Source organism: Streptomyces sp. NPDC015131 (assembly GCF_043079975.1).
In the GTDB taxonomy this organism is placed as follows: Bacteria; Actinomycetota; Actinomycetes; order Streptomycetales; family Streptomycetaceae; genus Streptomyces.
The window spans coordinates 485,014-508,194 of record NZ_JBIBVB010000001.1; the positions used below are offsets into that span (position 1 = coordinate 485,014).

The following is a 23,181-nucleotide window of genomic DNA, read 5'->3' on the forward strand; positions in this document are numbered from 1 at the left end:
CGCGCGCTTGCACGCCCCATGCTACTTACGGGTAACCAGACTGCACAGTCCCCCCGCCCGGAGCGGCGAACGTCACACCGCGTGGCCACGACAGAAGGGTGCCCCCTCCGCCGGAGGGGGCACCCTTCTCGTCCGCATTCACGCCTTCGCGCCGTCCAGCGCCGCGACCAGCCGCGGCGTGACCTGCTCGATCTGCCAGGACCGCGCGCCGTACCCGGCGAGCGCGCCCGCCACCGCCTCCGCGGTGACCTCGGCCGGCGGCTCCCAGCACACCCGGCGCACCGTGTCCGGGGTGATCAGGTTCTCGGGCGGCAGGTTCAGCGACTCGGCGAGCGCCGAGACGGCCGCGCGGGCGGCGGACAGCCGCGCCGCCGCCACCGGGTCCTTGTCCGCCCAGGCGCGCGGCGGGGGCGGGCCCTGCACCTGCTGGCCCGGCTGCGGCAGCTCGGCGTCCGGCAGGGCCTTCGCCCGGTCCACCGCCGCCTGCCACTGCTCCAGCTGGCGGCGGCCCATGCGGTGCCCGAACCCGGGCAGCGCGGTCAGCGCGTGGACGTTGGGCGGCAGCGCCAGGGCGGCCTCCACGATCGCGGCGTCGCTGAGGACCTTGCCGGGCGACACGTCCCGCCGCTGGGCGATCCGGTCGCGGGCGGTCCACAGCTCCCGGACGACCGCCATCTGCCGGCGGCGGCGCACCTTGTGCATGCCGGACGTCCGGCGCCAGGGGTCCTTGCGGGGCGGGGGCGGCGGGGCGGAGGCGATGGCGTCGAACTCCTGGCGGGCCCAGTCCAGCTTGCCCTGCCGGTCCAGCTCCTTCTCCAGCGCGTCACGCAGGTCGACGAGCAGCTCGACGTCCAGCGCGGCGTACCGGAGCCAGGGCTCGGGCAGCGGGCGGGTGGACCAGTCCACAGCGGAGTGGCCCTTCTCCAAGGCGTAGCCGAGCACCGACTCGACCATCGCCCCGAGGCCGACCCGGGGGAAGCCCGCGAGGCGCCCGGCCAGCTCGGTGTCGAACAGCCGGGTCGGCACCATGCCTATGTCCCGCAGGCACGGCAGGTCCTGGGTCGCGGCGTGCAGGATCCACTCCGTACCGGCCAGGGCCTCGCCCAGTCCGGACAGGTCGGGGCATCCGACGGGGTCGATCAGCGCGCTGCCCGCGCCCTCGCGGCGCAGCTGCACCAGGTAGGCCCGCTGGCCGTAGCGGTAGCCCGAGGCGCGCTCGGCGTCCACGGCGACGGGTCCGGTGCCCGCCGCGAAGGCGGCGATCACCTCGGCGAGGGCGTGCTCGTCGGCCACCACGGGCGGGATGCCCTCGCGGGGTTCGAGCAACGGGATCGGCGCCCCGTCGGCCACGCCGTCTGCGACGCCGTCGTCCGGAGGGCCGCCCCCGGCGGTTCGCAGTGCTGTCTCTGCTGCGGTGTCTTGGGCGTCGGTCACCTGTCAAGGGTATCCGTCAACGGCACGCGCCCGTCGCCGGAACGTTCCGTCGACGGGCACGGGGGTGGTGGGAACGGGTCAGTGGATGATTCCCGTACGGAGTGCCACGGCGACCATCCCGGCCCGGTCGCCGGTGCCGAGCTTGCGGGCGATGCGCGCCAGGTGGCTCTTGACGGTCAGCGCGGACAGGCCCATCGACACGCCGATGGCCTTGTTCGACTGGCCCTCGGCGACCAGCCGGAGCACCTCGACCTCCCGGCCGGACAGCTCCCGGTAGCCGCCCGGGTGGCTCGGGGCACCCGGGGGGCGGCGGTGGCCGAGGCGGGCCGCCGCGGCGCCGATGGGGGCGGCGCCGGGACGGGTGGGGTGGCCGATGTTCGTCCGCGTACCGGTGACGACATAGCCCTTGACGCCGCCGGCGAGCGCGTTGCGCACCGCGCCGATGTCGTCCGCGGCGGAGAGGGCGAGCCCGTTGGGCCAGCCGGCGGCACGGGTCTCGGACAGCAGGGTGAGCCCGGAGCCATCGGGCAGGTGGACGTCGGCAACGCAGATGTCGCGCGGGCTGCCGACGCGGGGACGAGCCTCCGCGATGGACGACGCCTCGATGACGTCACGCACACCGAGCGCCCACAGGTGGCGGGTGACGGTGGAGCGGACGCGTGGGTCGGCCACGACGACCATGGCCGTCGGCTTGTTCGGGCGGTAGGCGACCAGGCTTGCGGGCTGCTCGAGGAGAACGGACACCAGGCCTCCTGGGAAGGTGCGGGACACAGCCGGCTCGGGGAAGAAGCCGGGCGAACCGTGTTTGAAGGGTCACAGACCTCTTCGGCAGGGTGGGCGCCCGCCTTTAGGGGAAGATCACGATTTAGTGAGTAACATTTGGGGCAATTCGGACGAGCGATCGAGGTGCGCCGCCGGGGCGGCGGGCGCCCGCCGCCCCGGCGGGCCCGGCCGCCGAGCCCGGAGGAGCCCACACGAACGAGCCCGGGGGAGCCCACCCGGGCGGGGCCGGAGAGCGGCGTCCTACGGGTGCTGGGGGCCGCGGCGCTGGGGGAGGGAGACCACCGCCGCCGCGCCCGGCTCCACCGGTCCCGGGACGGAGGGCGGGAGGCCCGCGATCTGGCACAGCAGGTCGCACCAGGCCGCCAGGTGCGCCGCCGTGTCCGGCACCCCGCCGCGCCCCTCGCGCGGGGTCCACGACGCCCGGATCTCGATCTGCGTCGCCGGGCGCCGCTCGGAGAGTCCACCGAAGTAGTGAGACCCCGCACGGGTGACGGTGCCCGACGCCTCCTCGAACGACAGGCCCCGCGCCTCCAGCGCACCGGTCAGCCAGGACCAGGAGACCTCCGGCAGCAGCGGGTCGGACGCCATCTCGGGCTCCAGCTCCGCCCGTACCAGCGTCACCAGCCGGAAGGTGCCGCGCCACGCGTCGTGGCCGGCCGGGTCGTGCAGCAGCACCAGGCGCCCGTCGGCCAGGTCCTCGTCGTCCTCGACGACCGCCGCCTCCAGGGCGTACGCGTACGGCGCCAGCCGCTGCGGAGGGCGGGAGGGGTCCACCTCGATCTCCGGCCGCAGGCGCGCCCCGCGCAGCCCGTCGACCGCCAGCCGGAAAGCGGGCGGGACGGACCCGCCCTCCCTGTCGTTCGTACCCTCGGCGTCGTCGGAGTGATCGGAGAACTGTCCCTGAGCCGCAGCCATGCGGGGAAGAGTAGGCGGAAGGAGGGCCCGGCGCAGGGAGAGACACCCTCGCCGCGCCAGCCGCTTGGCCGCGCGTGCGAAGATTCGGGGCGTGAGTGCCATTGACCGCCCCTCGGGCCAGCCGACGAAGACCTACGACTCCGCGTTCCTGAAGGCGTGCAGGCGCGAGCCGGTCCCGCACACGCCCGTGTGGTTCATGCGGCAGGCGGGACGGTCGCTGCCGGAGTACCTGAAGGTGCGCGAGGGCATTCCGATGCTGGAGTCGTGCATGCGGCCGGAGCTGGTCACCGAGATCACGCTGCAGCCGGTGCGGCGGCACAAGGTCGACGCCGCGATCTTCTTCAGCGACATCGTGGTGCCGCTCAAGGCCATCGGGATCGACCTCGACATCAAGCCGGGCGTCGGCCCGGTCGTCGCCGAGCCGATCCGCAGCCGCGCCGACCTGGACCGGCTGCGGGCGCTCACGCCGGACGACGTCCGGTACGTCACCGAGGCGATCGGGATGCTCACCGGCGAGCTGGGGGCGACCCCGCTGATCGGCTTCGCCGGCGCGCCCTTCACCCTGGCGAGCTACCTCGTCGAGGGCGGCCCGTCCCGCAACCACGAGCAAACCAAGGCCCTGATGTACGGGGACCCCGAGCTGTGGGCGGAGCTGCTGGACCGGCTCGCCGGCATCACCGCGGCGTTCCTCCGGGTGCAGATCGAGGCGGGCGCCTCCGCGGTCCAGCTGTTCGACTCTTGGGTCGGCGCGCTCGCCCCCGCGGACTACCGCCGCTCGGTGATGCCCGCGTCGGCGAAGGTCTTCCGGGCGGTCGAGGAGTACGGCGTACCGCGCATCCACTTCGGTGTGGGCACCGGCGAGCTGCTCGGCCTGATGGGCGAGGCGGGCGCCGACGTCGTGGGCGTCGACTGGCGCGTCCCGCTGGACGAGGCGGCCCGCCGGGTCGGCCCCGGCAAGGCGCTCCAGGGCAACCTGGACCCGGCCGTGCTGTTCTCCACCCCCGAGGCGGTCAAGGCCAAGACCACCGAGGTCCTGGACGCCGCCGCGGGGCTGGAGGGCCACATCTTCAACCTGGGCCACGGCGTCCTGCCCACCACCGACCCGGACGCCCTGACCCGCCTCGTGGACGACGTCCACACCCGCACCGCCCGCTGACGGTCTAGCCCGCGGTGACGTTCACCGACGCGATGCGGCCCGCCTCGTCGAAGGTGACCGCGACCGGGGCGCCGCCCGGGAGGTCGGCGACGACGCCGGCGGGGGAGGGGCGCCGCGCGATGCCGTGGTGGGTGAAGTAGCCGTCCACCACGGCCCGGTGCGCCGCGCCCGGGACGGCGCCCGCGCCCGTGAGCAGGACGCGCGGCAGGGTGAGGGCGTCCGGGGCGGTGCGCGGCACAGCGGGGTCGTCGGGGACCAGGTACAGCCGGGTCCCGGGGGCCGCCTCCACCCCCAGGTACCCGGCCGCGCCGATCACGCCCATGGCGCCGAACGCCAGGTGCTCCACCGCCATGCGGGGGTCCGCGAAGCCGGAGAGGTCCACGCCCTCCCCGGTGAACTCCGGGACCCCGTCCCGTACTCCGCACGCCCGCACCGCCGCCGAGGCGCCCACCACCGGCGCGTCACCGAAGCCGGGGTTGGCCCAGCCCCACAGCCAGGAGCCGTCCGACTCGTCGAACGTCCCGAGTATGGAGATCCGCAGGTCGCGCCCGCCCTGCCGGTACAGGCACTCGCCGAGGTCGGCGGTCCAGGGGCCGGAGGGCAGGAAGGCGGTGAACGTCTCGAGCTGCTCCCACGCCCAGGCGGCGTGGGGTTCGGTCGCGCGGACGAAGGCGTCGCTGAAGGCAGTGATCATGACGGGCGACCCTACCCGGCGCGACCGGCGCGGCTCCCCTCACGCCCCCGCTTTCCGCACCGCCGCCACCGCCTTGCGGGCGGCCACCTGGACCGGGTCCCAGACCGGGGAGAAGGGCGGGGCGTAGCCCAGGTCGAGCGCGGTGACCTGCTCGACCGTCATCCCGGCCGTCAGGGCGACCGCCGCGATGTCCACCCGCTTCGCCGCGCCCTCGCGGCCGACGATCTGGCAGCCCAGCAGACGGCCCGTGCGGAGTTCGGCGAGCATCTTGACCGTCATCGGCGCCGCGTCCGGGTAGTAGCCGGCCCGGCTGGTCGACTCGACGGTCACCGTCACGAACCGCAGGCCCACCTCCGCCGCGTCCTTCTCGCGCAGTCCGGTGCGGGCGATCTCCAGCGAGCACACCTTGCTGACCGCCGTGCCCACCACACCGGGGAACGTGCCGTAACCGCCCGCCGCGTTGGCGCCGATGACCTGGCCGTGCTTGTTGGCGTGCGTACCCAGCGGGATGTGCCGCTCCCGGCCCGAGACCAGGTCCAGCACCTCCACGCAGTCACCGCCCGCCCAGATGTTCTCCCGGCCCCGCACCCGCATCGACAGGTCCGTCAGCAGCCCCCCGTACGCGCCGAGCGGCAGCCCCGCGTCCCGCGCCAGGGAGGTCTCCGGCTCCACGCCCATGCCCAGCACGACGACGTCCGCCGGGTACTCCTCGCCGGCGGTGGCCACCGCCCGTACCCGGCCGTCGTCGCCCGTGCGGATCCCCGTCACGTCCGCGCCGCCCACCGTGGTGATGCCGAGCCCGGTCATCGCCTCGTGCACCAGCCGCCCCATGTCGGGGTCCAGCGTCGACATCGGCTGCTCGCCCCGGTTGAGGACCGTCACCTCATAGCCCCGGTTCAGCAGCGCCTCGGCCATCTCCACGCCGATGTACCCGGCGCCCACGACCACCGCGCGCCGCCCCCGCTCGCCGTTCAGCGCGGTCAGCGTGTCCAGCAGGGCCCGCCCGTCGTCCAGCGTCTGCACCCCGTGCACGCCCTCGGCGTCGATGCCCGGCAGCGGCGGGCGCACCGGGCGGGCGCCGGTCGCCACGACCAGCTTGTCGTAGCCCTCCCACGACTCGCCGCCCGACTCCACGTCCCGCACCCGCACCCGGCCCCGGTCCGCGTCGAGTTCGGTCACCTCGGTGCGCAGCCGCAGATCGATGCCGCGCTCCCGGTGCTCCTCCGGCGTCCGCGCCACGAGCCGGTCCGGCCCCTCGACGTCGCCCCCCACCCAGTACGGGATGCCGCACGCCGAGTACGAGGTGAAGTGCCCCCGCTCGAAGGCGACGATCTCCAGCTCGTCCGGGCCCCGCAGCCGGCGCGCCTGCGACGCGGCGGACATCCCCGCCGCGTCCCCGCCGATGATCACCAGTCTCTCTCGTCCCTGCTGTCCCATGGGGGACACGCTACGTCCCGGCCGGACCGGCCACGCGCGGGGCGGGCGGCGGCGTTTGAGAGAGTGGAGCCATGAACGCGGACACCCGGGACACCCCCAGCAGCGGCCAGGTCGTCGTCATCGGCGGCGGCATCGCGGGACTCGCCGCCGCACACCGGCTGGCCTCCGCCGGGCGGCGGGTCACCGTCCTGGAGGCCACCACCACCCTCGGCGGCAAGCTCAGGGCCGGCCGGATCGAGGGCGTCCCCATCGACCTCGGCGCCGAGTCGATGCTCGCCCGCCGCCCCGAGGCCGTCGACCTCGCCCGGGCCGTCGGCCTCGGCGACCGCCTCCAGCCGCCCGCCACCACCACCGCCGCCGTGTGGACCCGGGACGCGCTGCGGCCCATGCCCAAGGGCCACGTCATGGGCGTCCCCGGCGACGCCGCCGCCCTGTCCGGGCTGCTCTCCGCCGAGGGACTCGCCCGCATCGCCCGCGAACGGGACCTCCCGCCCGTCGGGCCCGGAGACCTCGGGGACGACGTCGCCGTCGGCCGGTTCGTCGCCGACCGCCTCGGCCACGAAGTCGTCGACCGGCTCGTCGAACCGCTCCTCGGAGGCGTCTACGCGGGCGACGCCTACGCCCTGTCGATGCGCGCCGCCGTACCCAAGCTGTTCGACGCCGCCCGCACCCACGGCACCCTCACCGACGCCGTCCGGGCCCTCCAGGGCGCCGCCGGGGCGCAGCCGGGACCCGCCTTCATGGGCATCGAGGGCGGCATCGGCACCCTGCCGGGCGCCGTCGCCGACGCCGTCACCGCCCTCGGCGGCGAGATCCTCACCGACACGCCCGTCCACGCCCTGGCCCCCTCCGCGCGCGGTGGCTGGGACATCCGCACCGGCGACCTCGTCCGCCACGCCGACGCCGTCATTCTCGCCACCCCCGCCTGGGCCGCCTCCCCGCTGCTCGCCGCCGCCTGCCCGGCCGCCGCCACCGAACTGGCCGCCGTGGAGTACGCGTCGATGGCCCTGGTCACCCTCGCCTTCCGGCGCGCCGACGCGGAAGCGGCGCTGCCCGCGGGCTCCGGCTTCCTCGTCCCGCCCGTCGACGGCCGCACCATCAAGGCGTCCACCTTCTCCACCCGCAAGTGGAAGTGGACCGACGAGGGCGCCGGCGACCTGCTCGTCCTGCGCACCTCGGTCGGCCGGTACGGCGAGGAGGACCACCTGCACCGCGAGGACGCCGACCTCGTCGCCGTGTCCCTCAAGGACCTCGCCGAGGCCACCGGCCTGGCCGCCCGGCCCGTCGCCACCGAGGTCACCCGCTGGATCGGCGGCCTGCCGCAGTACCCGGTCGGCCACCTCGCCCGGGTCGCCCGGATCCGTGAGGCCGTCGCCGCGCTCCCCGCCGCCCTGCGCGTCTGCGGGGCCGTGTACGACGGCGTCGGCATCCCCGCGACGATCGCCAGCGCCCGGCGCGCGGCGGACGAGATCCTCGCCACGCCGACCCCGGCACCGGGCACCCCCGGCGACGCGCGAGAATAGCCCCATGAGTGCGCCCGAAAAGATCCCGAACGCCGGTAAGAAGGCGAAGGACCTCAACGAGGTCATCCGCTACACCCTGTGGTCCGTCTTCAAGCTGCGCGACGTCCTGCCCGAGGACCGGTCCGGCTACGCCGACGAGGTCCAGGAGCTGTTCGACCAGCTCGCCGCCAAGGACGTCACCGTCCGCGGCACGTACGACGTGTCCGGCCTGCGGGCCGACGCCGACCTGATGATCTGGTGGCACGCCGAGACCTCGGACGCGCTCCAGGAGGCGTACAACCTCTTCCGCCGCACCCGCCTCGGCCGCGCGCTGGAGCCGGTGTGGTCGAACATGGCGCTGCACCGCCCCGCCGAGTTCAACCGCTCGCACATCCCGGCGTTCCTCGCCGACGAGACGCCGCGCGACTACATCTCGGTGTACCCCTTCGTGCGCTCCTACGACTGGTACCTGCTGCCCGACGAGGACCGGCGCCGGATGCTCGCCGACCACGGCAAGATGGCCCGCGGCTACCCTGATGTGCGGGCCAACACGGTCGCCTCGTTCTCGCTGGGCGACTACGAGTGGATCCTCGCCTTCGAGGCGGACGAGCTGTACCGCATCGTGGACCTGATGCGCCACCTGCGCGCCTCCGAGGCCCGGATGCACGTCCGCGAAGAGGTGCCCTTCTACACCGGCCGGCGCAAGCCGGTCGCGGATCTGGTCGCGGGTCTCGCCTGACGGCCCCGGTCCGGACCACCCCGGTGACGGGTGGGTGAGGCGGCCATCCAGGCCGTACCACCCGCGTCACCCCACCCGACCCGGAAGATCAGACGGCGGGCCTCCGCGCCCGCCGCTCCAGCGACACCGGGTCCGGCTCCGGGTGCGGCGCGCCACCGGCGCGCCGCACCGGCGTCCTCCCCCGCCCCTTCCGCTCAGAGGCGCGGGGCCCGGCGGGGCGCCGGAGCCAGGGCCGCCCGCAGCGCCGGGTCGTCCAGGGCGCGCACCCCGCCGATGGCGACGGCCGTGAGCGGATCGCCCCCGCCCACCCGCCGCAGCAGGCTCTGCCCGGCCGGGGAGGCCCACCGCGTGTACGGGTGCACCTCCACCCGCGCGATCACCAGGCACCCGAGGGTGAGGACCAGCGGGAGCGCGAACCAGGCCATGTTCCGGGCGTCCGGCGCGTGCCCGGCCGGGAGCAGCAGCGCCGCGCCCGCCGCGAGCACGACCGTCAGCAGCGTGGCCCGGCGGACTCCGCGCACCGCGCCGGCCACGGCCGTCCTGGCGGCGTCGGGCACCGCGAGCCCGGAGGCGACCAGCCGGTCGGCGAGCGCCCGTACCGCCTCGGCGGCCGAGGCCGCGGCGCGTACCGCCGCCGTACGCGACTGCCCCTCCGGCCCTATCGCGCCGATCACCGACCGCTCCAGGTCGTCCGCGCCCGCCGGGTCGGGGTCCACGACCGTCGTCCAGCCGGTGTGCGCCAGCCACACGCGCCGCCGGCGGTGCATCGACAGGAGCGCAAGATCGGTGACCCGCTGGGGCCCGCCGGCCAGGAACGCGGCCTCGTACAGGCTCAGTTCACGCTCCCGGTCCACCGCGCCGGGCGGCGCCGGCCGCGCGGCCTCCACGGCGGCCAGGCACAACCGCGCGCAGCTCACGGCCGCGGCGACCCATGTCACCAGTAGCAGAGGCACCCAGAACATGCCGGAGTTGTACGGCACACGGTGACCGGGGCGCCACAGGGTTTTCACGATGTGGACGCGGTGTGAGCCCGGCCGGGGCGGCGCCCGGACGGGCCGTACGGGCCGCACGCGCTCAGTCCCCGCCGCCCCCGCCACCGCCACCGCAGCTGGAACTGCCGCCTCCGCCGCAGCCGGAACCGCCGCCCCCGCTGCTGCCGCAGCTCGAACCGCCGCTGCACGCCGCACCGTTCCCGCCGCCGCCCCCGCACCCGGCACCGCAGCCCGAACCGCCCGGATCGGTGCTCGCACACCACACGACCACCGTCACGGCGACGTCCGACCCTCCGCCGTCGCGCCCACCGCGGGCGCCGGGCATCCGCGCCGCCGCGACGAGCTGCTCCCGGAAGACCGGGTCCGGCACGGCGCGCAGGCCGTCCCGGGCGACCAGGTCCCCCGCCCCGGCCGGGAAGCTGGTCGCCCTGCGGTACACCGCGAGGGCCCGGCGGCCGGCCCGGGTGATCCGGCGGCCCGCGACCGCCCCGCAGATCATCGCGATCAACGCGCCGGCGAACAGGGCCGGCACCACCGCGAAGATGTACGGGAACGGCGTCTCGTCCGGCTCGGCGCCGGCGAACGTGACGATCGTGATCGCGATGAAGCCCAGCAGCAGCGCGAAGCACCCGAGCACCTGGAACAGGCTCCAGCGGCGCCAGACGCGGCCCGCGGCGCGCGGCACGACCAGCCCGCGCGCGGCGAGCCCGTCGCCGATCTCCTGGACCGCCGGGTGGCGCATGGCGGCGAGCCGTACGGTGTGCAGCGCGCCGCTGGGGGCGGCGGCCAGCTCGTGCAGCACGGCGCTCTCGACCGGGTCGTTCGCCAGGGGGCGCACCACCCGGACGATGCCCGGCCCGCCGACGGTGACCCGGCCGTCGCTCTGGAGCTGGGCGAGCGCGCTGTCGACGACCCGGGCGGGCCCGCCCGCCAGGAACGCGGCCTCCACCCGGTGGTGGACCGAGCCGCGCGGGCCGCGCCGGGACGCCACGACGCCCCGGACGAGCAGCACCGACGAGACGGCGACGGCCAGGTACACGAGCAGGACGAGGGTGCTCACGCCGCCCACCTCCCCGCGAACGCCGCGCGGGCGGCACGCGCCAGCCGGGTGGCCCGGCCGGGCGGCCTCGCCCCCGCGCGCTCCCGCCACCAGGAGGTGAGCGCCGCCCGGGCGGCCGGGTCCTCGGGCCGCCCGGCGATCAGCAGGTGCTCGGCGAAGTCGAGCGCGTCGCGCCGGTGTCCGCCGCGCATCGGGTGGGAGGCGGCGTACGCGAGGTACGCGGCGCGGTACCCGGCGCCGAGGATCGTCGGCAGCTCGGGCGCCACCCGGGCGACCACCCCGGCCCGCTTGGCGGCCAGCGCCCGGCTCTGCACGCGCAGCCGCGCGCGGTCGAACCCCTCGGGCGCGGGCGTCCCCGCCACCAGCGACGACAGCAGCGCGGCCTGGGCGATGCCCACCCGCTCCCGCACCCCGGGCGCCGGTTCACCCGATGACGGCGGTGTGCTCCCCGGTGCCGGTGCCGGTGCCGGTGTCCGTGCCGGGGGCGCGACGGCCCGGGGCGGTGCCGTGGCCGGCGTACGCGCGGGTCCGGACGCCTTGCGCACGGTGTCCCGTACGGCGGCCAGCTCGGCGGCAAGCTCCCCGGCGGGCGGGAAGTCGTCGTCCCGCTCCAGCAGGACGCCCGGCGGGACGGCCCGCGCGGCGAGGTCCGCGAGGATGCCCAGGACCGCGGGCGGCACCGGGTGCGCGTGCGAGTCGTGCCAGACGCCGTCCCGTTCCACACCGCCCGCCACATGGACGTACGCGATGGCCTCGACGGGCAGTTCGGCCAGCGCCCGCGCGGGGTCCTCGCCCCGGTTGACGTGGTTGGTGTGCAGGTTCGCCACGTCGATCAGGAGCCGGACGCCGGTCCGCTCCACCAGCTCGGCGAGGAACTGCCCCTCCGTCAGCTCCTCGCCGGGCCAGGAGAACAGCGCGGCTATGTTCTCCAGCGCCAGCGGGACCGGGAGCGCGTCCTGCGCGGCGCGGACGTTGGCGCACAGCACGTCCAGCGCGTCCCGGGTGCGGGGGACCGGCAGCAGGTGGCCGGCCTCCAGGGCGGGCGACGCGGTGAGCGGCCCGCCGGCCCGGACGAACGCGATGTGCTCCGTGACGAGCGGCGCGCCCAGGGCCGTGGCGGTCTCCGCCAGCTTCGCGAGCCGTGCCTCGTCCGGACGGTCCGCGCCGCCCAGGCCCAGCGATACCCCGTGCGGGACGACGGTGACGCCCCGTTCGCGCAGGCGCGTCAGGGAGTCGGGGAGGTGGCCGGCGCAGACGTTCTCCGCGACCACCTCCACCCAGTCCAGCCCGGGCAGTGCCTCCACCGCGTCCGCGATCTCCGGGCGCCAGCCGATCCCGGTTCCCAGCTCCCTCATGTCCCCCTCCTTCGGTCGGTCGGAGGGGTGATGGCCCCGCGCCCACCGCGGTGAAACGGAAGGAAGCGCAGTTCAGAGCTACATTTGAGGTTCCGGCCCCGCCGTACCCGGCGTACCCGGGCATACTCGGCCCATCCGGCCGTACGGGGTGGGTCCGGGTGTGCGCGGTGGGCCGGGCCGTGCGCGGTGGGTCCGCCCGTGTGCGGTGGGTTCGGCCGTGCGCGGTGTGGTCCGGCGGGTTACGGGCGGGTCGTGTTGATGGCGGTCGGCGGGCCGGGCTGGGTCGACGGCCGCGAGGTGAACCGCTGGTCCGACCCGGACGGCGCGGCCGGCGACGGCGCCGGGGGCAGGTTGCCGTTGGGCGCGGGCGGACCGGACGGGCTCGCGGTCGCGTTCCCCGCCGCCTCGTTGGCGATCGCGTCGAAGTCGACCTTGCCGGTCGCCTCCAGCATGGTGATGTGGTCCAGCACCGTCTGGTTGGTGTCGCTCGCGAGCTGGCGTATCAGCGTGTTGCGGGTGGTGTGCCGGACCTGGGCGACGAGCGCGAAGACCTTGCCGTGCGCGTTGCGCAGCAGGTTGGCGAACTTCCGCTCGTACTCCTCGCCGCTGGCCGCCGACATCTCCCGCAGCCAGCCCTGCTGCTGCTCGGTCGGCTGGTTCGGCAGCTCCACGCCCAGCTTCGCCGCCACGTCCCGGGCCCGCTGGTCGAGGTCGGTGTGGCCGACGACGAGGTGGTCGCCGGCGTCCCTGATCGCCTGGCTCGGCGCGCGCTCGATGGCCTGCTGGCCGGCCGGCAGCTCCCACAGGCCCGCCAGCCGGACCTTCACCAGGAAGTCGCGGTCCGTCGCCGACAAGGGCCCCCACTGGGTGGACACGGTCGACGCGTTGAGGTTGGCCTGGCCGGTGCCGGAGCGGTCGGCGTACGACCAGACCGGGAACGCCAGCGCGCCGACCGTGACGACGAGGGCCGTGATGATGAGTGCCGAGCCGTTGATCCGTCGCAACAACAAGGTGGTGCCTCCCGAGCTGATGGCAGTACTGGGAGGTACGTATACAGGGACGCGATCGTTCAGTCGCCCCGGACCGGGAACTCGGAGACCACCGTGCAGGAGCCGGGGGCGATCTCCGTGAAGCCCGCGTCACGGACCAACGGCAGCCCGCTCGTGGTCAGTTGGCCCCACCGGTCGGGGTGCGCGGTGCGTACCGCGAGCGGGAATCCGGCCTTGTGCCAGGCGGTGCGGTCGTCCTCGGTCATCGCCCACCAGAGCAGTTGGGCGCCGTGCCCGACCTGCGCCATCTCCTTGCCGGTGGACATGCGCAGCTCCGGGTTGAGCCACAGCACCGCGCCCCGGTGCTCCGCGGCCTCGTGGGACGGGGCGGGGCCGGGGCCGGGGTCGGGGTCGTCCAGCTCCGTGCCCGACACCTGGAGCTTGGCCAGCTCCTTGGGCCAGCCGTCCAGTGGGACGGGCGGGAAGACGCGGACCTGCGCCGCCTCCCCGGTGACCGTGATCCCCGGCAGTTGCGACGCCCTGCGCCACTCCGCCCCGCGCGCCCGGCGGACCACCTTGCGGATGCGGGCGTCCTGCCAGTCGCGCATCGCCCCGGCCCACTCCCCGTCGCCGAGCGACCGCTCGTCCGACAGCATCGCCAGCACCGCCCGGGCGGCGGTCTCCAGCGCGTCGGTACGGGCCGGGGGTTCGGCCTTCTCGATCCGTACGACGAGGGGAAGGACGAACTGGGGGGCGTCATCGCTGCTCACCGGGCCAGTGTGCCAGGCGCCACGCACGGCGATGTTGTCGGAATGGACGGTTCCGGGACACGATGCCCGTATGAAGAGCGATCTTTTCGCGTCCGAGAACATGGCGCAGCAGGCGACCGTACCCGGCATGACCCTCCAGAACGCGAAGTCGGTCAAATACGCCGTCAACGGCGAGATGCACGCCCGGCAGGGCTCGATGATCGCCTACCGCGGCAACCTCCAGTTCGAGCGCAAGGGCCAGGGCCTGGGCGGCATGCTCAAGCGCGCCGTCACCGGTGAGGGGCTCCCGCTGATGGCGGTCCGCGGCCAGGGCGAGGCGTGGTTCGCGCACGAGGCCCAGAACTGCTTCATCGTCGACGTGGAGCAGGGCGACGCGCTCACCGTCAACGGCCGCAACGTGCTGTGCTTCGACGCCACCCTGTCCTACGAGATCAAGACCGTGAAGGGCGCCGGGATGACCGGCGGCGGACTGTTCAACAGTGTCTTCACCGGCCACGGCAAGCTGGCCGTGGTCTGCGACGGCAACCCGGTCGTCATCCCCGTCACCACCAACCAGCCGGTGTACGTGGACACCGACGCCGTGGTCGGCTGGAGCGCCCACCTCGACACCTCACTCAGCCGCTCCCAGTCGCTCGGCTCGATGATCCGGGGCGGTTCCGGCGAGGCGGTGCAACTGATGCTCAAGGGCGAGGGCTTCGTGATCGTCCGCCCCAGCGAGCTCACCCCCGAGAAGGCGAAGCAGAGCTGAACCTGCAAGGTGTGGGCCGCCGTTACGGCCTGACCGGCCCGTGGGTGCTGCGCGGCGTCCACCTGCACCTCGCGCCCGGCACGCTGGTGCGGATCGAGGGCACCAACGGCGGCGGCAAGTCCACGCTGCTGCGGCTGGCCGCCGGGATCGACGCCCCCACCGAGGGCGTCGTCACCGGCCGCCCGGCGCGCACCGCCTACGTGCCCGAACGGTTCCCCGCCGCGCTGCCGTTCACCGCCGCCGGCTATCTGGTCCACCTCGGGCGGATCCACGGCCTGCGGCGCGCCGAGGCGGCGGCCCGGGCGGACCGGTGGCTGGAGCGGTTCGGGGCCGGGGCGCACGCCCGTACCCCGCTGGCCGAACTCTCCAAGGGCACCAGCCAGAAGGTCGCCGTGGCCCAGGCGCTGCTCGCCGAGCCCGACCTGCTGGTCCTGGACGAGGCGTGGACCGGCCTCGACACGGCCGCCCGCGCGGAGCTGGACCTCGCGGTGGGCGAGCGGGTCGCGGCGGGCGGCACGGTGCTGTTCGTGGACCACGACCCCCGGCGGCTCGCGGGCCGCGCCGACGCGGTGTACGCCATGGAGGGCGGCCGGCCCGTCCCGCGCCCCGCGCCCCGGGCGGACGCCGGTGTCGTGGTCGTGGCGTCCGGGGCGGACGCCGGCGTCGTGGTTGTGGCGTCCGGGGCAGGCGAGGCGCCTGGGGCGGACGCCGGCGTTGTGGTCGTGGCGTCCGGCGGGCGGCTCACCGGCAGCCGGCCGCTGCCCGGAGCGCCCGGGCACCGCACCGCGCCCGACGGCACCGTGACGTTCACCGTGGCCGCCGCGCACTCGGACGCCCTCCTGCGCGAGCTGCTCACCTCCCGCCCCGCCTGGCACATCCACCGCGTGAGCCCCGCCGGCAGCACCGCCGAGGCCGCTCCCGTACCGCGAACCACCCGGAGCCCCCACGCATGACCGCGCTCGTCCGGTACCAGGCCGCGCTGCTGCTGCGGTCCCAGCGCTGGCTGCCCCCGATCCTGCTGTACGCCGCGTTCCTCGCGGTCGGCATCCGCTCCGGCGAGCCCGTCCTCGGCGCCCTGGGCTACACGGTGGCCCCGCTGCTGCCGGTCACCGCCTGGCTCGTCCGCACCTGCCTGAACCAGGAGCCGCCGGCCGTGCGGCACGTCGCCGTGGCGGCGGCGGGCCGCACCCGGGTGCACCTCGCGGCCGTGCTCGCGGGCACCCTGGCCGCCGCCGCCCCCGGGGGCGGCGCGCTGCTGGTGGTCGTCGCGGCGAGCCGGGCCGTGGGCGCCGACGGGCGGACCGGGGTGCCCCTCGGGTCCGCCGCCCTCGCCGGGCTGCTCGCCGCGCTGGTCTGCCTGCTGCTGGGCGCGGCGCTCGGCACGCTGCTGACCCGCCCGCTGCTGCCCGCCCCCGGCTGGTCCACCGCCGCGATCACGGGCGCCGCCCTGCTCGCCCTGGTGCTCCCCGGCTCGCCCGCCAACACGGCCCTCACCGCCCTGGTCACCGGCGACCGCACCGCCACGGTCACCCTGCCGGTGCTCGCGGCGGCCACCGCGGCGGTGCTCGCGGCGGCGGCGGTCGCCCTCGCGTGCCGGCTCACCGCCACGCGCGAGTGAGTACCCTCGTACACATGGACGACAAGGACGACGCGTACTGCGGGACGGGCGCCCCGGCCGGGGCGGATGCCCCTTCCGCCGCGTCGCAGGACGGGCCGCCGTACGCCGCGTGCGTGCTGTGCCAGGAGCCGACCGAGTACCCGGAGTCGGCCAAGGGGATCACGCTCTGCCCGGTCTGCGAGTGGCGCGAGGCGGAGCGCACCGCCTGCTCCGGCTGAGTTCCAGAGCCCGGGCCGAGCGCTGCTTTCGGCCGACGGCGGCCCGGCGCCCGTCGCGGAGGCCGGCGCCCGGGTCAGTGGGCCGCGCGCCAGGTGCGCCGCACGTCGATGTCCGCGCCCCGGTCGCCGTGGATGTTGCGCACGATGCCCGGCTCGGCCAGGAAGTCGTGCGGGAAGCCCAGCGGCACGGCGCTCACCCGGTCGAGCCGCTCGACGGCGTCGGCGTCCAGCTCCACCCCGAGGCACCCGAGGTTGTCGGCGAGCTGGTCCGGCCGGGAGGCGCCGAGGATCGGGACGACGGCACCGGGCCGGGTGCGCAGCCAGGCCAGGGCCACCTGGGCGGGGGTCCAGCCGCCCTGCTCGGCGACCTCCTGCACCGCGCTGATGACCGCGCTCTCCCGCCCGTCCTCCGCCGCCCCGTCCGCCAGCCGCCCGGTGGCGCCGCGGCGGTACTTGCCGGTGAGCTTCCCCGCCGCGAGCGGGGCCCAGGCGAACACCGTCTGGTCGAAGGCGCGGGCCTGCGGCAGCAGTTCCCGCTCGGGCGTCCGCTCCAGCAGGTTGTAGCGCAGCTGGGAGCCGGCGAAGGACGTCCAGCCGCGCAGCTCGGCGAGGGTGCTCGCCCGGGCGATCTCCCAGGCGGCCCAGTCGGACACCCCCAGGTAGAGCACCTTTCCGGCGCGTACGAGGTCGTCCAGGGCGCGCATGACCTCCTCGACCGGGGTGAAGGCGTCCCGCGCGTGGACCCAGAGCACGTCGAGCCGGTCGGTGCGCAGCCGGTCCAGGCTGGCCTCGACGGACCGCACCAGGTTCTTGCGGTGGTTGCCGCCGGCGTTCGGGTCGGCCGGGTCGGTCGAGCAGGTGTACTTGGACGCCAGCACGAACCGGTCCCGGCGCCCGGCCAGCAGCCGGCCCACGACCGTCTCGGAGGCGCCGCCCCCGTACACGTCCGCCGTGTCGACGACGTTGCCGCCCGCCTCCGCGTACGCGTCGAGGATGCGGCCGCTCGCCCCGTCGTCGTCGTGCTCCATGGTCATGGTGCCCAGGGCCAGTTCGCTGACGCGCAGGCCGGTGCGGCCGAAGAGTGTGTAGCGCACGGTGTGTCCTCGGTCCCCTCGTCGGTTCCGTTGTCCTTGTCCGTATGTCCGTGTCCGCGGGACGTTACGTCCTGGAGCGCGCTCCAGGGCAAGGGGCCGGACCGTGCGCCGTCATGTACTCACGTGCTCATGCGCTCACGTGCTTATGCGCTCACGTGCGGCGGGCGGACGCCATCAGCTCGGAGACCTTGACGAAGCGGTAGCCCCGGGCGCGGAGTTCGGGGACGATGCGGCGGATCGCCCGCTCGGTGACGGGCGCGGCGCTGCGGGTGCAGTGCAGCACCACCACGGAGCCCGGCCGCACCCCGTCGAGGACTTGTTCGGCGACCGCGTCGGCGTCGGTGGCGAAGGCGTCCCCGCTGACCACGTCCCACTGGACGGCCGTCACCCCGGCGGGGGCCAGCGCGCGCAGGGCGCCGTCGTCGTAGCAGCCGCCGGGGAAGCGGAAGTAGGGCACGACGTTGCGCGCCCCCGCCGCGCGGAAGGCGTCGAAGGCCCGGCGCACGTCGGCCGCCATGTCCTGCTCGCCGAGCGCGGGGAGGCCGTAGCAGGGGGCCTTGAAGGCGTGATGGCTGTAGGAGTGGTTGGCGATCTCGAAGCGCGGGTCGTTCCCGATGGCCCGGGCCTGGTCGGGGTACTCCTCCGCCCAGCGCCCGGTCATGAAGACGGTCGCGTCGACCCCGAGGCGGCGGAGCGTGGCGATCAGCCCGGGGTTGTCGAAGCGTTCGCCGCCCGCCGCCCGGGGGCCCTGGTCGGCGGTCATGTCGGCGTCGAAGGTGAGCGCCACGACCCGCCCTGCCGGGGCGCCGCCGCGCTCGAAGACGGGCGTGAGACCGCCGGGCCTGGGCGCCATGGTCGGCGGGGCGGCCGCGGGCGGGGGCGCGGTGGCGGTCCCGGAGACGGGGGCGGCGGGGGAGGCGGGGGCCTTGCGGGGGGTGCCGGGCCCGCCGCAGCCGGCGAGGGCGGCGCCCAGGAGGGTGCACAGGAGGGCCGCGAGTGAGGCATTCCGTACAGAAGTGATCACATGCGGAAAATATATGATCATCAGAGGGGGGAGGGGTTCGTCCGCTTCCGTCCGGAGTAGTCCAGCGCGATGTCCCGCCCCGACCGGGTGATCGTGAGGAGGAACCCAGTCACCGGAAGGACGGACGGACGCATGACCGAGGACACCGCGACACGCCCCCTCCTGGGTCCGCCGCCGGTGCGGCACTGGCCCGCGCTCGACATCACCGGCACCGAGTTCGACCCGGTGCTCGCCGAGCTGATGCGCGAGGGACCGATCACCCGCATCCAGCTCCCGCACGGCGAGGGCTGGGCCTGGCTCGTGACCCGCTACGAGGACGTCCGGACGGTCACGAACGACCCGCGCTTCACCCGCGCGCCCGTCGTCGACGCCAATGTGACCCGGCTGGCCCCCCACTTCAAGCCCAAGAAGGGCTCACTGGCCTTCGCCGACCAGCCCGAGCACAACCGCCTGCGGGCCGCGGTGGCGCCCGCCTTCACCCTGCGCGGGGTCGAAGGGCTGCGCCCGCGCGCCCAGGAGACGCTGGACGCCCTGGTGGACGGCCTGCTCGCCGCCGGGCCGCCCGCCGACCTGGTCGAGCGCGTCCTCGAACCCTTCCCCATCGCGGTGGTCTGCGACGTCATGGGCGTCCCCGTCGCCGACCGCGAGCGGATGAGCGCCTGGACACGCCAGATCGTCTCTTCCTCGGGCGGCGCCGAGGCCAGCGCACGGGCCAAGGACGGCATGTACGGCTGGTTCACCGAGGCCGTCCGGTCGCGGTACGGCAGCACGGACGAGGACGTGATCTCCCTGCTGGGCGCGGCCGTGGGCCGGGGCGACATCACCGAGGAGGAGGCCATCGGGCTCGTCGGCCCGCTCCAGATCGGCGGCGAGGCCGTCACCGCCAACACCGGCCAGATGCTGTTCCTGCTGCTGACCCGCCCTGCCCTGCTGGAACGCTTCCGCACCGACCCGGCCGCCCGGCCGCGCGCCATCGACGAGCTGCTGCGCTACATCCCGCACCGCAGCTCCGTGGGGCTGGCCCGGATCGCCCAGGAGGACGTCGAGATCCACGGCGTACGGATCAGCGCGGGCGAGGCGGTCTACGTCTCGTACCTCTCCGCCAACCGCGACCCCGGCGTCTTCCCCGACCCGGAGCGGATCGACCTCGACCGGGCCCCCAACCCGCACCTCGCCTTCGGGCACGGCCCGCACTACTGCATGGGGGCCATGCTGGCGCGGATGCAGACCGAGCTGCTGATCGACACCCTGCTCGACCGCCTGCCCGGGCTGAGCCTCGCGGTCCCGGCCGCCGAGGTCACCTGGCGGCGCAGCACCCTGATCCGCGGACCGGAGACGCTGCCGGTCGCCTGGTGACCGGAACCGGAACCCCGCACCGGAACCCGGGAGCGGAACCCGGAACCGGAACCGGAACCCGGCACCGGAGCCCGGGAGCGGAACCGGCCCCTCGCACGTCGTCCGTGCGGGGGGCCGGCCGGCTCACCGGGGACCGGCTCAGTGCCAGGGGCCGGTGACCGCGAACGTCGTCCCGGGCGTGTACGAGTTGACGTACATCGTCCCGCCGTCGGGGGAGAAGGTGACCCCCGCGAACTCGCTCCACTCCGGCTTCTCCGGCGTACCGATGTTCCGCGCGGCGCGCGCCACCGGGTACACCTCGCCGCGCCGGGTCAGCCCGAACACGTGCTGGGCGCCGTTGCCGTCCTCGCAGACCATCAGCGAGCCGCCGGGCGCGAGGCAGATGTTGTCGGGGGACTCGCCCGGCATCCGCACGTCGCTGTCCGGCCCGAAGACGACCACCAGCGTGAGCCTGCGCCGGTGCGGCTCGTACTTCCAGACCTGGCCGTAGTGGTCGGCGGCCGAGCCCTCGGCGGCACGGGCGAAGCTGGACACGAAGAAGACCGAACGCCCGCTCCAGTAGCAGCCCTCCAGCTTCTGCGCGTGGGTGATCCCCTTCCGCCCGAAGTCCTGGAGACGGATGGGCGTCTCGCGCGCCTGGCTGTCCGGTACGGGCACCCACTCGATGCCCTCGAACACGGCGCCGGTCTCCCGCACCGCCGACAGGTCCGGTACGCCGGGGACGCGCATCGCCTCCAGGTCGCCGCCCGCGCGCAGCGAACCGGTGCCGCCGAGCGGCCGGTTCGGCAGGAAGCGGTAGAAGAGGCCGAAGGGCTTCTGGAAGGCGTCCTCCGTCTCGTACACGATCCCGCTGTGCGGGTCGACGGCGACGGCCTCGTGCTGGAAGCGGCCCATCGCGGTCAGCGGGACCGCCCCGGTGCGCAGTGGGTCGGCCGGGTGGACCTCGAAGACGAAGCCGTGGTCCTTGGTGTAGCCCTTGGTGCCGGCCCTGTCCTCGGTCTCCTCGCAGGTGAGCCAGGTGCCCCAGGGGGTGACGCCGCCCGCGCAGTTGACGGCGGTGCCGGCGATGCCGACGCGCTCGCCGAGGACGTGGTCGCGGCCGTCCAGCTCCAGCAGCGTGCAGCCGCCCTTGGCCGCCGGGTCGTAGGTCAGGCCCCGGGCGGTGGGGACGCCGAGTGCGGCGGTGGCGTTGTTCTCGTGGTTGCGGACGAGGTGGACGCGCCCGCGGCGGCCGGCGAAGGCGCCCATGCCGTCGTGGTTGCCGGGCACCGCGCCCTCGCCGGAGCGGAGCGGGTCGCCCGCACGGGAGAGGACCTTGTAGCGGAAGCCCCGGGGGAGGTCCAGCAGCCCGGCCGGGTCGGGGACGAGGCGGCCGTACCCGGCGTGGCCGCGGGCGGCTGCGGTGCCGGTGAACAGCTCGGAGAACGCGCCGGTGAAGGCGATCCCGGCGACCGACGCCCCGGTGCCCACCAGAACCTGACGCCGCGTCGCGGACGGCGCGTGCGGCCCGGAAGGATTGGACGGATCGGACATGGGCGGGGGCGGGAACGACTGGGGCGGCTGTTCGGACGGCCTGGACGGCTCGGACAGCTCGGGCACGAGGCAACAACTCCCTGCTGACGGTCCCCCGGAGGCGTGGGGACCGCGGGGGAGGGAGGACAGGAGTGACGTGACCCGCACGTGTGTATCACGTGCCGTGGTGACACGTGAACCGTGCGGGCCGCGTCGCTCCGGCGTTCCTCGGGTCAGACGAGCTTCGCGGTGAGCGTGATCGTCGTCCCGGCCAGCGCCTGGCTCACCGGGCAGTTCTTCTTGGCGTCCTCGGCGGCGGCGGCGAAGCTCTCGGCGTCCATGCCCGGGACCTCGCCCTCCACCGTGAGGTGGATGCCGGTGATGCCGGTGCCCGGCTGGAACGTCACCTCGGCCTTGGTGTTCAGCCGGGTGGGCGGGGTGCCCGCCTTGCCGAGGCCCGCCGAGAAGGCCATGTTGAAGCAGCTGGAGTGCGCCGCCGCGATCAGCTCCTCGGGGCTCGTCTTCCCGTTCGGCTCCTCGGCGCGCGCCGGCCAGGACACCGGGTACTCGCCGATGCCGGAGGAGTCGAAGGTCACGACGCCCTTGCCCTGGAGGAGGTCGCCCTCCCAGACGGTGTGTGCCTGACGCGTGGTGGCCATGGTGGTTCCCTTCGTACGGTCTGAACCCGACTGGCCCAAACCTACTGCGCCACCAGCCCCTTCGCGTCCCGCGCCAGCGCGGTGAGCCGCGAGATCGCCCGGAAGTACTTCTTGCGGTACCCGCCGTTCAGCATCTCGTCGCTGAACAGCCGGTCGAAGGGCAGCCCGGAGGCGAGGACGGGTATCTCGCGGTCGTACAGCCGGTCCGCCAGCACCACCAGGCGCAGCGCGGTCGACTGGTCGGGTACGGGCGTGACGCCGGTGAGGCAGACCGCCCGGACGTCGTCGGTGAGCGCGCCGTACCGGCTGGGGTGGACCCGGGCCAGGTGCTCCAGCAGGGCCGGGAAGCCGTCGAGGGACGCGCCGGGCGTGGCGTGGGCCGCGGCGGTCACCTGCTCGTCCGCGTACGGCGCCGGCGCCTCGGGCAGGCCCCGGTGCCGGTAGTCCTCCCCGTCGATGCGCAGCGGCCGGAAGTGGGCCGACAGGCCCTGGATCTCGCGCAGGAAGTCGGCGGCGGCGAACCGGCCCTCGCCGAGCTTGCCGGGCAGGGTGTTGGAGGTGGCGGCGAGGGCCACGCCCGCGTCGACCAGCTTGCCCAGCAGGGTGGACACCAGGACGGTGTCGCCCGGGTCGTCCAGCTCGAACTCGTCGATGCACAGCAGCCGGTGCCCGCTGAGAGTGGCGACCGTCTGCTGGAAGCCCAGCGCGCCGACCAGGTTGGTGAGCTCCACGAACGTCCCGAACGCCTTCAGGGACGGCTCCGCCGGGGTGGCGTGCCACAGCGAGGCGAGCAGGTGCGTCTTGCCGACGCCGTACCCGCCGTCCAGGTACACCCCGCGCGGCCCGGCCGGCGCGGCCGGCTTGCGCTGGAACCAGCGCCGCCGCCCCGCCCCGGTGGCGTGGGCGCCGCCCAGCCCGGCGGCGAAGGAGCTGAGCACCTCCACGGCCTGGGCCTGGCTCGGCTGGTTCGGGTCCGGGATGTACGTGTCGAAGCGCACCGCGTCGAAGCGCGGCGGCGGCACCATCTCGGCGACCAGACGGTCGGCCGGGACGTGCGGCTCGCGGGCGCACAGGGACAGCGGGGCCGCTTCGGTCTTGGCACTGGTCGACGACACAAACACTCACT

23 protein-coding genes are annotated in these 23,181 nt (G+C 75.1%); 8 read left to right on the forward strand and 15 right to left on the reverse strand.

Going from position 1 to position 23,181, the window contains the following annotated elements:
* Positions 1–138 precede the first annotated feature (138 nt).
* From ACF08D_RS01790 to ACF08D_RS01800, 3 genes are all read right to left on the reverse strand, one after another.
* On the reverse strand, positions 139–1,434 hold the full coding sequence (locus tag ACF08D_RS01790) for an HRDC domain-containing protein (protein ID WP_392220499.1): 1,296 nt from the start codon (positions 1,432–1,434) through the stop codon (positions 139–141).
* 78 nt (positions 1,435–1,512) lie between these two features.
* Entirely contained in the window at positions 1,513–2,178 is a 666-nt protein-coding gene (locus ACF08D_RS01795) for a response regulator transcription factor (RefSeq protein ID WP_064068756.1), read from the reverse strand.
* A 279-nt stretch (positions 2,179–2,457) separates the two neighbouring features.
* A complete protein-coding gene (locus tag ACF08D_RS01800; protein ID WP_392220501.1) occupies positions 2,458–3,132 on the reverse strand; it encodes a DUF3000 domain-containing protein in 675 nt (224 codons plus the stop codon).
* A 91-nt stretch (positions 3,133–3,223) separates the two neighbouring features.
* Here ACF08D_RS01800 and hemE point away from each other — a divergent pair, with 91 nt between their 5' ends.
* Positions 3,224–4,288, forward strand: a complete 1,065-nt coding sequence (gene hemE / locus ACF08D_RS01805) for a uroporphyrinogen decarboxylase (protein ID WP_392220503.1) — start codon at positions 3,224–3,226, stop codon at positions 4,286–4,288.
* 4 nt (positions 4,289–4,292) lie between these two features.
* Here the strand turns inward: hemE and ACF08D_RS01810 are convergent, their stop codons facing one another.
* Together ACF08D_RS01810 and ACF08D_RS01815 are read right to left on the reverse strand one after the other, a co-directional pair.
* Positions 4,293–4,982 carry a DUF6882 domain-containing protein gene (locus ACF08D_RS01810; protein ID WP_392220504.1) on the reverse strand — a complete coding sequence of 230 codons (690 nt, stop codon included), beginning with the start codon at positions 4,980–4,982 and terminating at the stop codon, positions 4,293–4,295.
* A gap of 39 nt (positions 4,983–5,021) precedes the next feature.
* Positions 5,022–6,419, reverse strand: a complete 1,398-nt coding sequence (locus ACF08D_RS01815) for an FAD-dependent oxidoreductase (protein WP_392220505.1) — start codon at positions 6,417–6,419, stop codon at positions 5,022–5,024.
* 71 nt (positions 6,420–6,490) lie between these two features.
* On the opposite strand from ACF08D_RS01815, the gene hemG reads away from it, so the two are divergent.
* Both hemG and hemQ read left to right on the forward strand, forming a co-directional pair.
* Complete coding sequence (gene hemG, locus ACF08D_RS01820) at positions 6,491–7,942, forward strand: protoporphyrinogen oxidase (protein ID WP_392220506.1); 1,452 nt, start codon at positions 6,491–6,493, stop codon at positions 7,940–7,942.
* A gap of 4 nt (positions 7,943–7,946) precedes the next feature.
* Positions 7,947–8,660 carry a hydrogen peroxide-dependent heme synthase gene (gene hemQ / locus ACF08D_RS01825; protein WP_392220507.1) on the forward strand — a complete coding sequence of 238 codons (714 nt, stop codon included), beginning with the start codon at positions 7,947–7,949 and terminating at the stop codon, positions 8,658–8,660.
* 194 nt (positions 8,661–8,854) lie between these two features.
* On the opposite strand, the gene ACF08D_RS01830 is transcribed toward hemQ, so the two are convergent.
* The 5 genes from ACF08D_RS01830 to ACF08D_RS01850 form a co-directional block, all read right to left on the reverse strand.
* Complete coding sequence (locus ACF08D_RS01830) at positions 8,855–9,622, reverse strand: TIGR04222 domain-containing membrane protein (protein ID WP_392220509.1); 768 nt, start codon at positions 9,620–9,622, stop codon at positions 8,855–8,857.
* Positions 9,623–9,734: 112 nt separating this feature from the next.
* Complete coding sequence (locus ACF08D_RS01835; RefSeq protein WP_392220510.1) at positions 9,735–10,712, reverse strand: TIGR04222 domain-containing membrane protein; 978 nt, start codon at positions 10,710–10,712, stop codon at positions 9,735–9,737.
* Positions 10,709–12,067 carry a DUF692 domain-containing protein gene (locus tag ACF08D_RS01840; RefSeq protein WP_392220511.1) on the reverse strand — a complete coding sequence of 453 codons (1,359 nt, stop codon included), beginning with the start codon at positions 12,065–12,067 and terminating at the stop codon, positions 10,709–10,711. Before ACF08D_RS01840 ends, ACF08D_RS01835 begins: the two co-directional genes overlap by 4 nt.
* A gap of 239 nt (positions 12,068–12,306) precedes the next feature.
* Positions 12,307–13,071, reverse strand: a complete 765-nt coding sequence (locus ACF08D_RS01845) for a DUF4142 domain-containing protein (protein ID WP_392221181.1) — start codon at positions 13,069–13,071, stop codon at positions 12,307–12,309.
* Positions 13,072–13,136: 65 nt separating this feature from the next.
* Entirely contained in the window at positions 13,137–13,826 is a 690-nt protein-coding gene (locus ACF08D_RS01850; protein WP_392220512.1) for a peptidyl-tRNA hydrolase, read from the reverse strand.
* 70 nt (positions 13,827–13,896) lie between these two features.
* Here ACF08D_RS01850 and ACF08D_RS01855 point away from each other — a divergent pair, with 70 nt between their 5' ends.
* From ACF08D_RS01855 to ACF08D_RS01870, 4 genes are read left to right on the forward strand one after another with little or no spacing between them, the layout of a single operon-like run.
* A complete protein-coding gene (locus ACF08D_RS01855) occupies positions 13,897–14,574 on the forward strand; it encodes an AIM24 family protein (RefSeq protein ID WP_392220513.1) in 678 nt (225 codons plus the stop codon).
* Entirely contained in the window at positions 14,571–15,527 is a 957-nt protein-coding gene (locus ACF08D_RS01860; RefSeq protein WP_392221182.1) for an ATP-binding cassette domain-containing protein, read from the forward strand. The genes ACF08D_RS01855 and ACF08D_RS01860 overlap by 4 nt, the downstream gene beginning before the upstream one ends.
* Complete coding sequence (locus tag ACF08D_RS01865; RefSeq protein ID WP_392220514.1) at positions 15,524–16,192, forward strand: ABC transporter; 669 nt, start codon at positions 15,524–15,526, stop codon at positions 16,190–16,192. The genes ACF08D_RS01860 and ACF08D_RS01865 overlap by 4 nt, the downstream gene beginning before the upstream one ends.
* Before the next feature lie 14 nt (positions 16,193–16,206).
* A complete protein-coding gene (locus ACF08D_RS01870) occupies positions 16,207–16,410 on the forward strand; it encodes a hypothetical protein (protein ID WP_392220516.1) in 204 nt (67 codons plus the stop codon).
* 74 nt (positions 16,411–16,484) lie between these two features.
* Here the strand turns inward: ACF08D_RS01870 and ACF08D_RS01875 are convergent, their stop codons facing one another.
* Together ACF08D_RS01875 and ACF08D_RS01880 are read right to left on the reverse strand one after the other, a co-directional pair.
* Entirely contained in the window at positions 16,485–17,504 is a 1,020-nt protein-coding gene (locus tag ACF08D_RS01875) for an aldo/keto reductase (RefSeq protein WP_392220517.1), read from the reverse strand.
* Positions 17,505–17,655: 151 nt separating this feature from the next.
* A complete protein-coding gene (locus ACF08D_RS01880) occupies positions 17,656–18,528 on the reverse strand; it encodes a polysaccharide deacetylase family protein (RefSeq protein WP_392220518.1) in 873 nt (290 codons plus the stop codon).
* A 132-nt stretch (positions 18,529–18,660) separates the two neighbouring features.
* Here ACF08D_RS01880 and ACF08D_RS01885 point away from each other — a divergent pair, with 132 nt between their 5' ends.
* A complete protein-coding gene (locus ACF08D_RS01885) occupies positions 18,661–19,884 on the forward strand; it encodes a cytochrome P450 (protein ID WP_392220519.1) in 1,224 nt (407 codons plus the stop codon).
* 138 nt (positions 19,885–20,022) lie between these two features.
* Here ACF08D_RS01885 and ACF08D_RS01890 read toward each other — a convergent pair whose 3' ends face one another.
* The 3 genes from ACF08D_RS01890 to zapE form a co-directional block, all read right to left on the reverse strand.
* On the reverse strand, positions 20,023–21,417 hold the full coding sequence (locus ACF08D_RS01890; protein ID WP_392221183.1) for an alkaline phosphatase PhoX: 1,395 nt from the start codon (positions 21,415–21,417) through the stop codon (positions 20,023–20,025).
* A 212-nt stretch (positions 21,418–21,629) separates the two neighbouring features.
* Positions 21,630–22,055: an OsmC family protein gene (locus ACF08D_RS01895; RefSeq protein WP_392220520.1), complete on the reverse strand. Its 426-nt coding sequence runs from the start codon at positions 22,053–22,055 to the stop codon at positions 21,630–21,632.
* Between the two features lie 41 nt (positions 22,056–22,096).
* Positions 22,097–23,170, reverse strand: a complete 1,074-nt coding sequence (zapE, locus tag ACF08D_RS01900) for a cell division protein ZapE (protein ID WP_392220521.1) — start codon at positions 23,168–23,170, stop codon at positions 22,097–22,099.
* Positions 23,171–23,181: the final 11 nt, after the last annotated feature.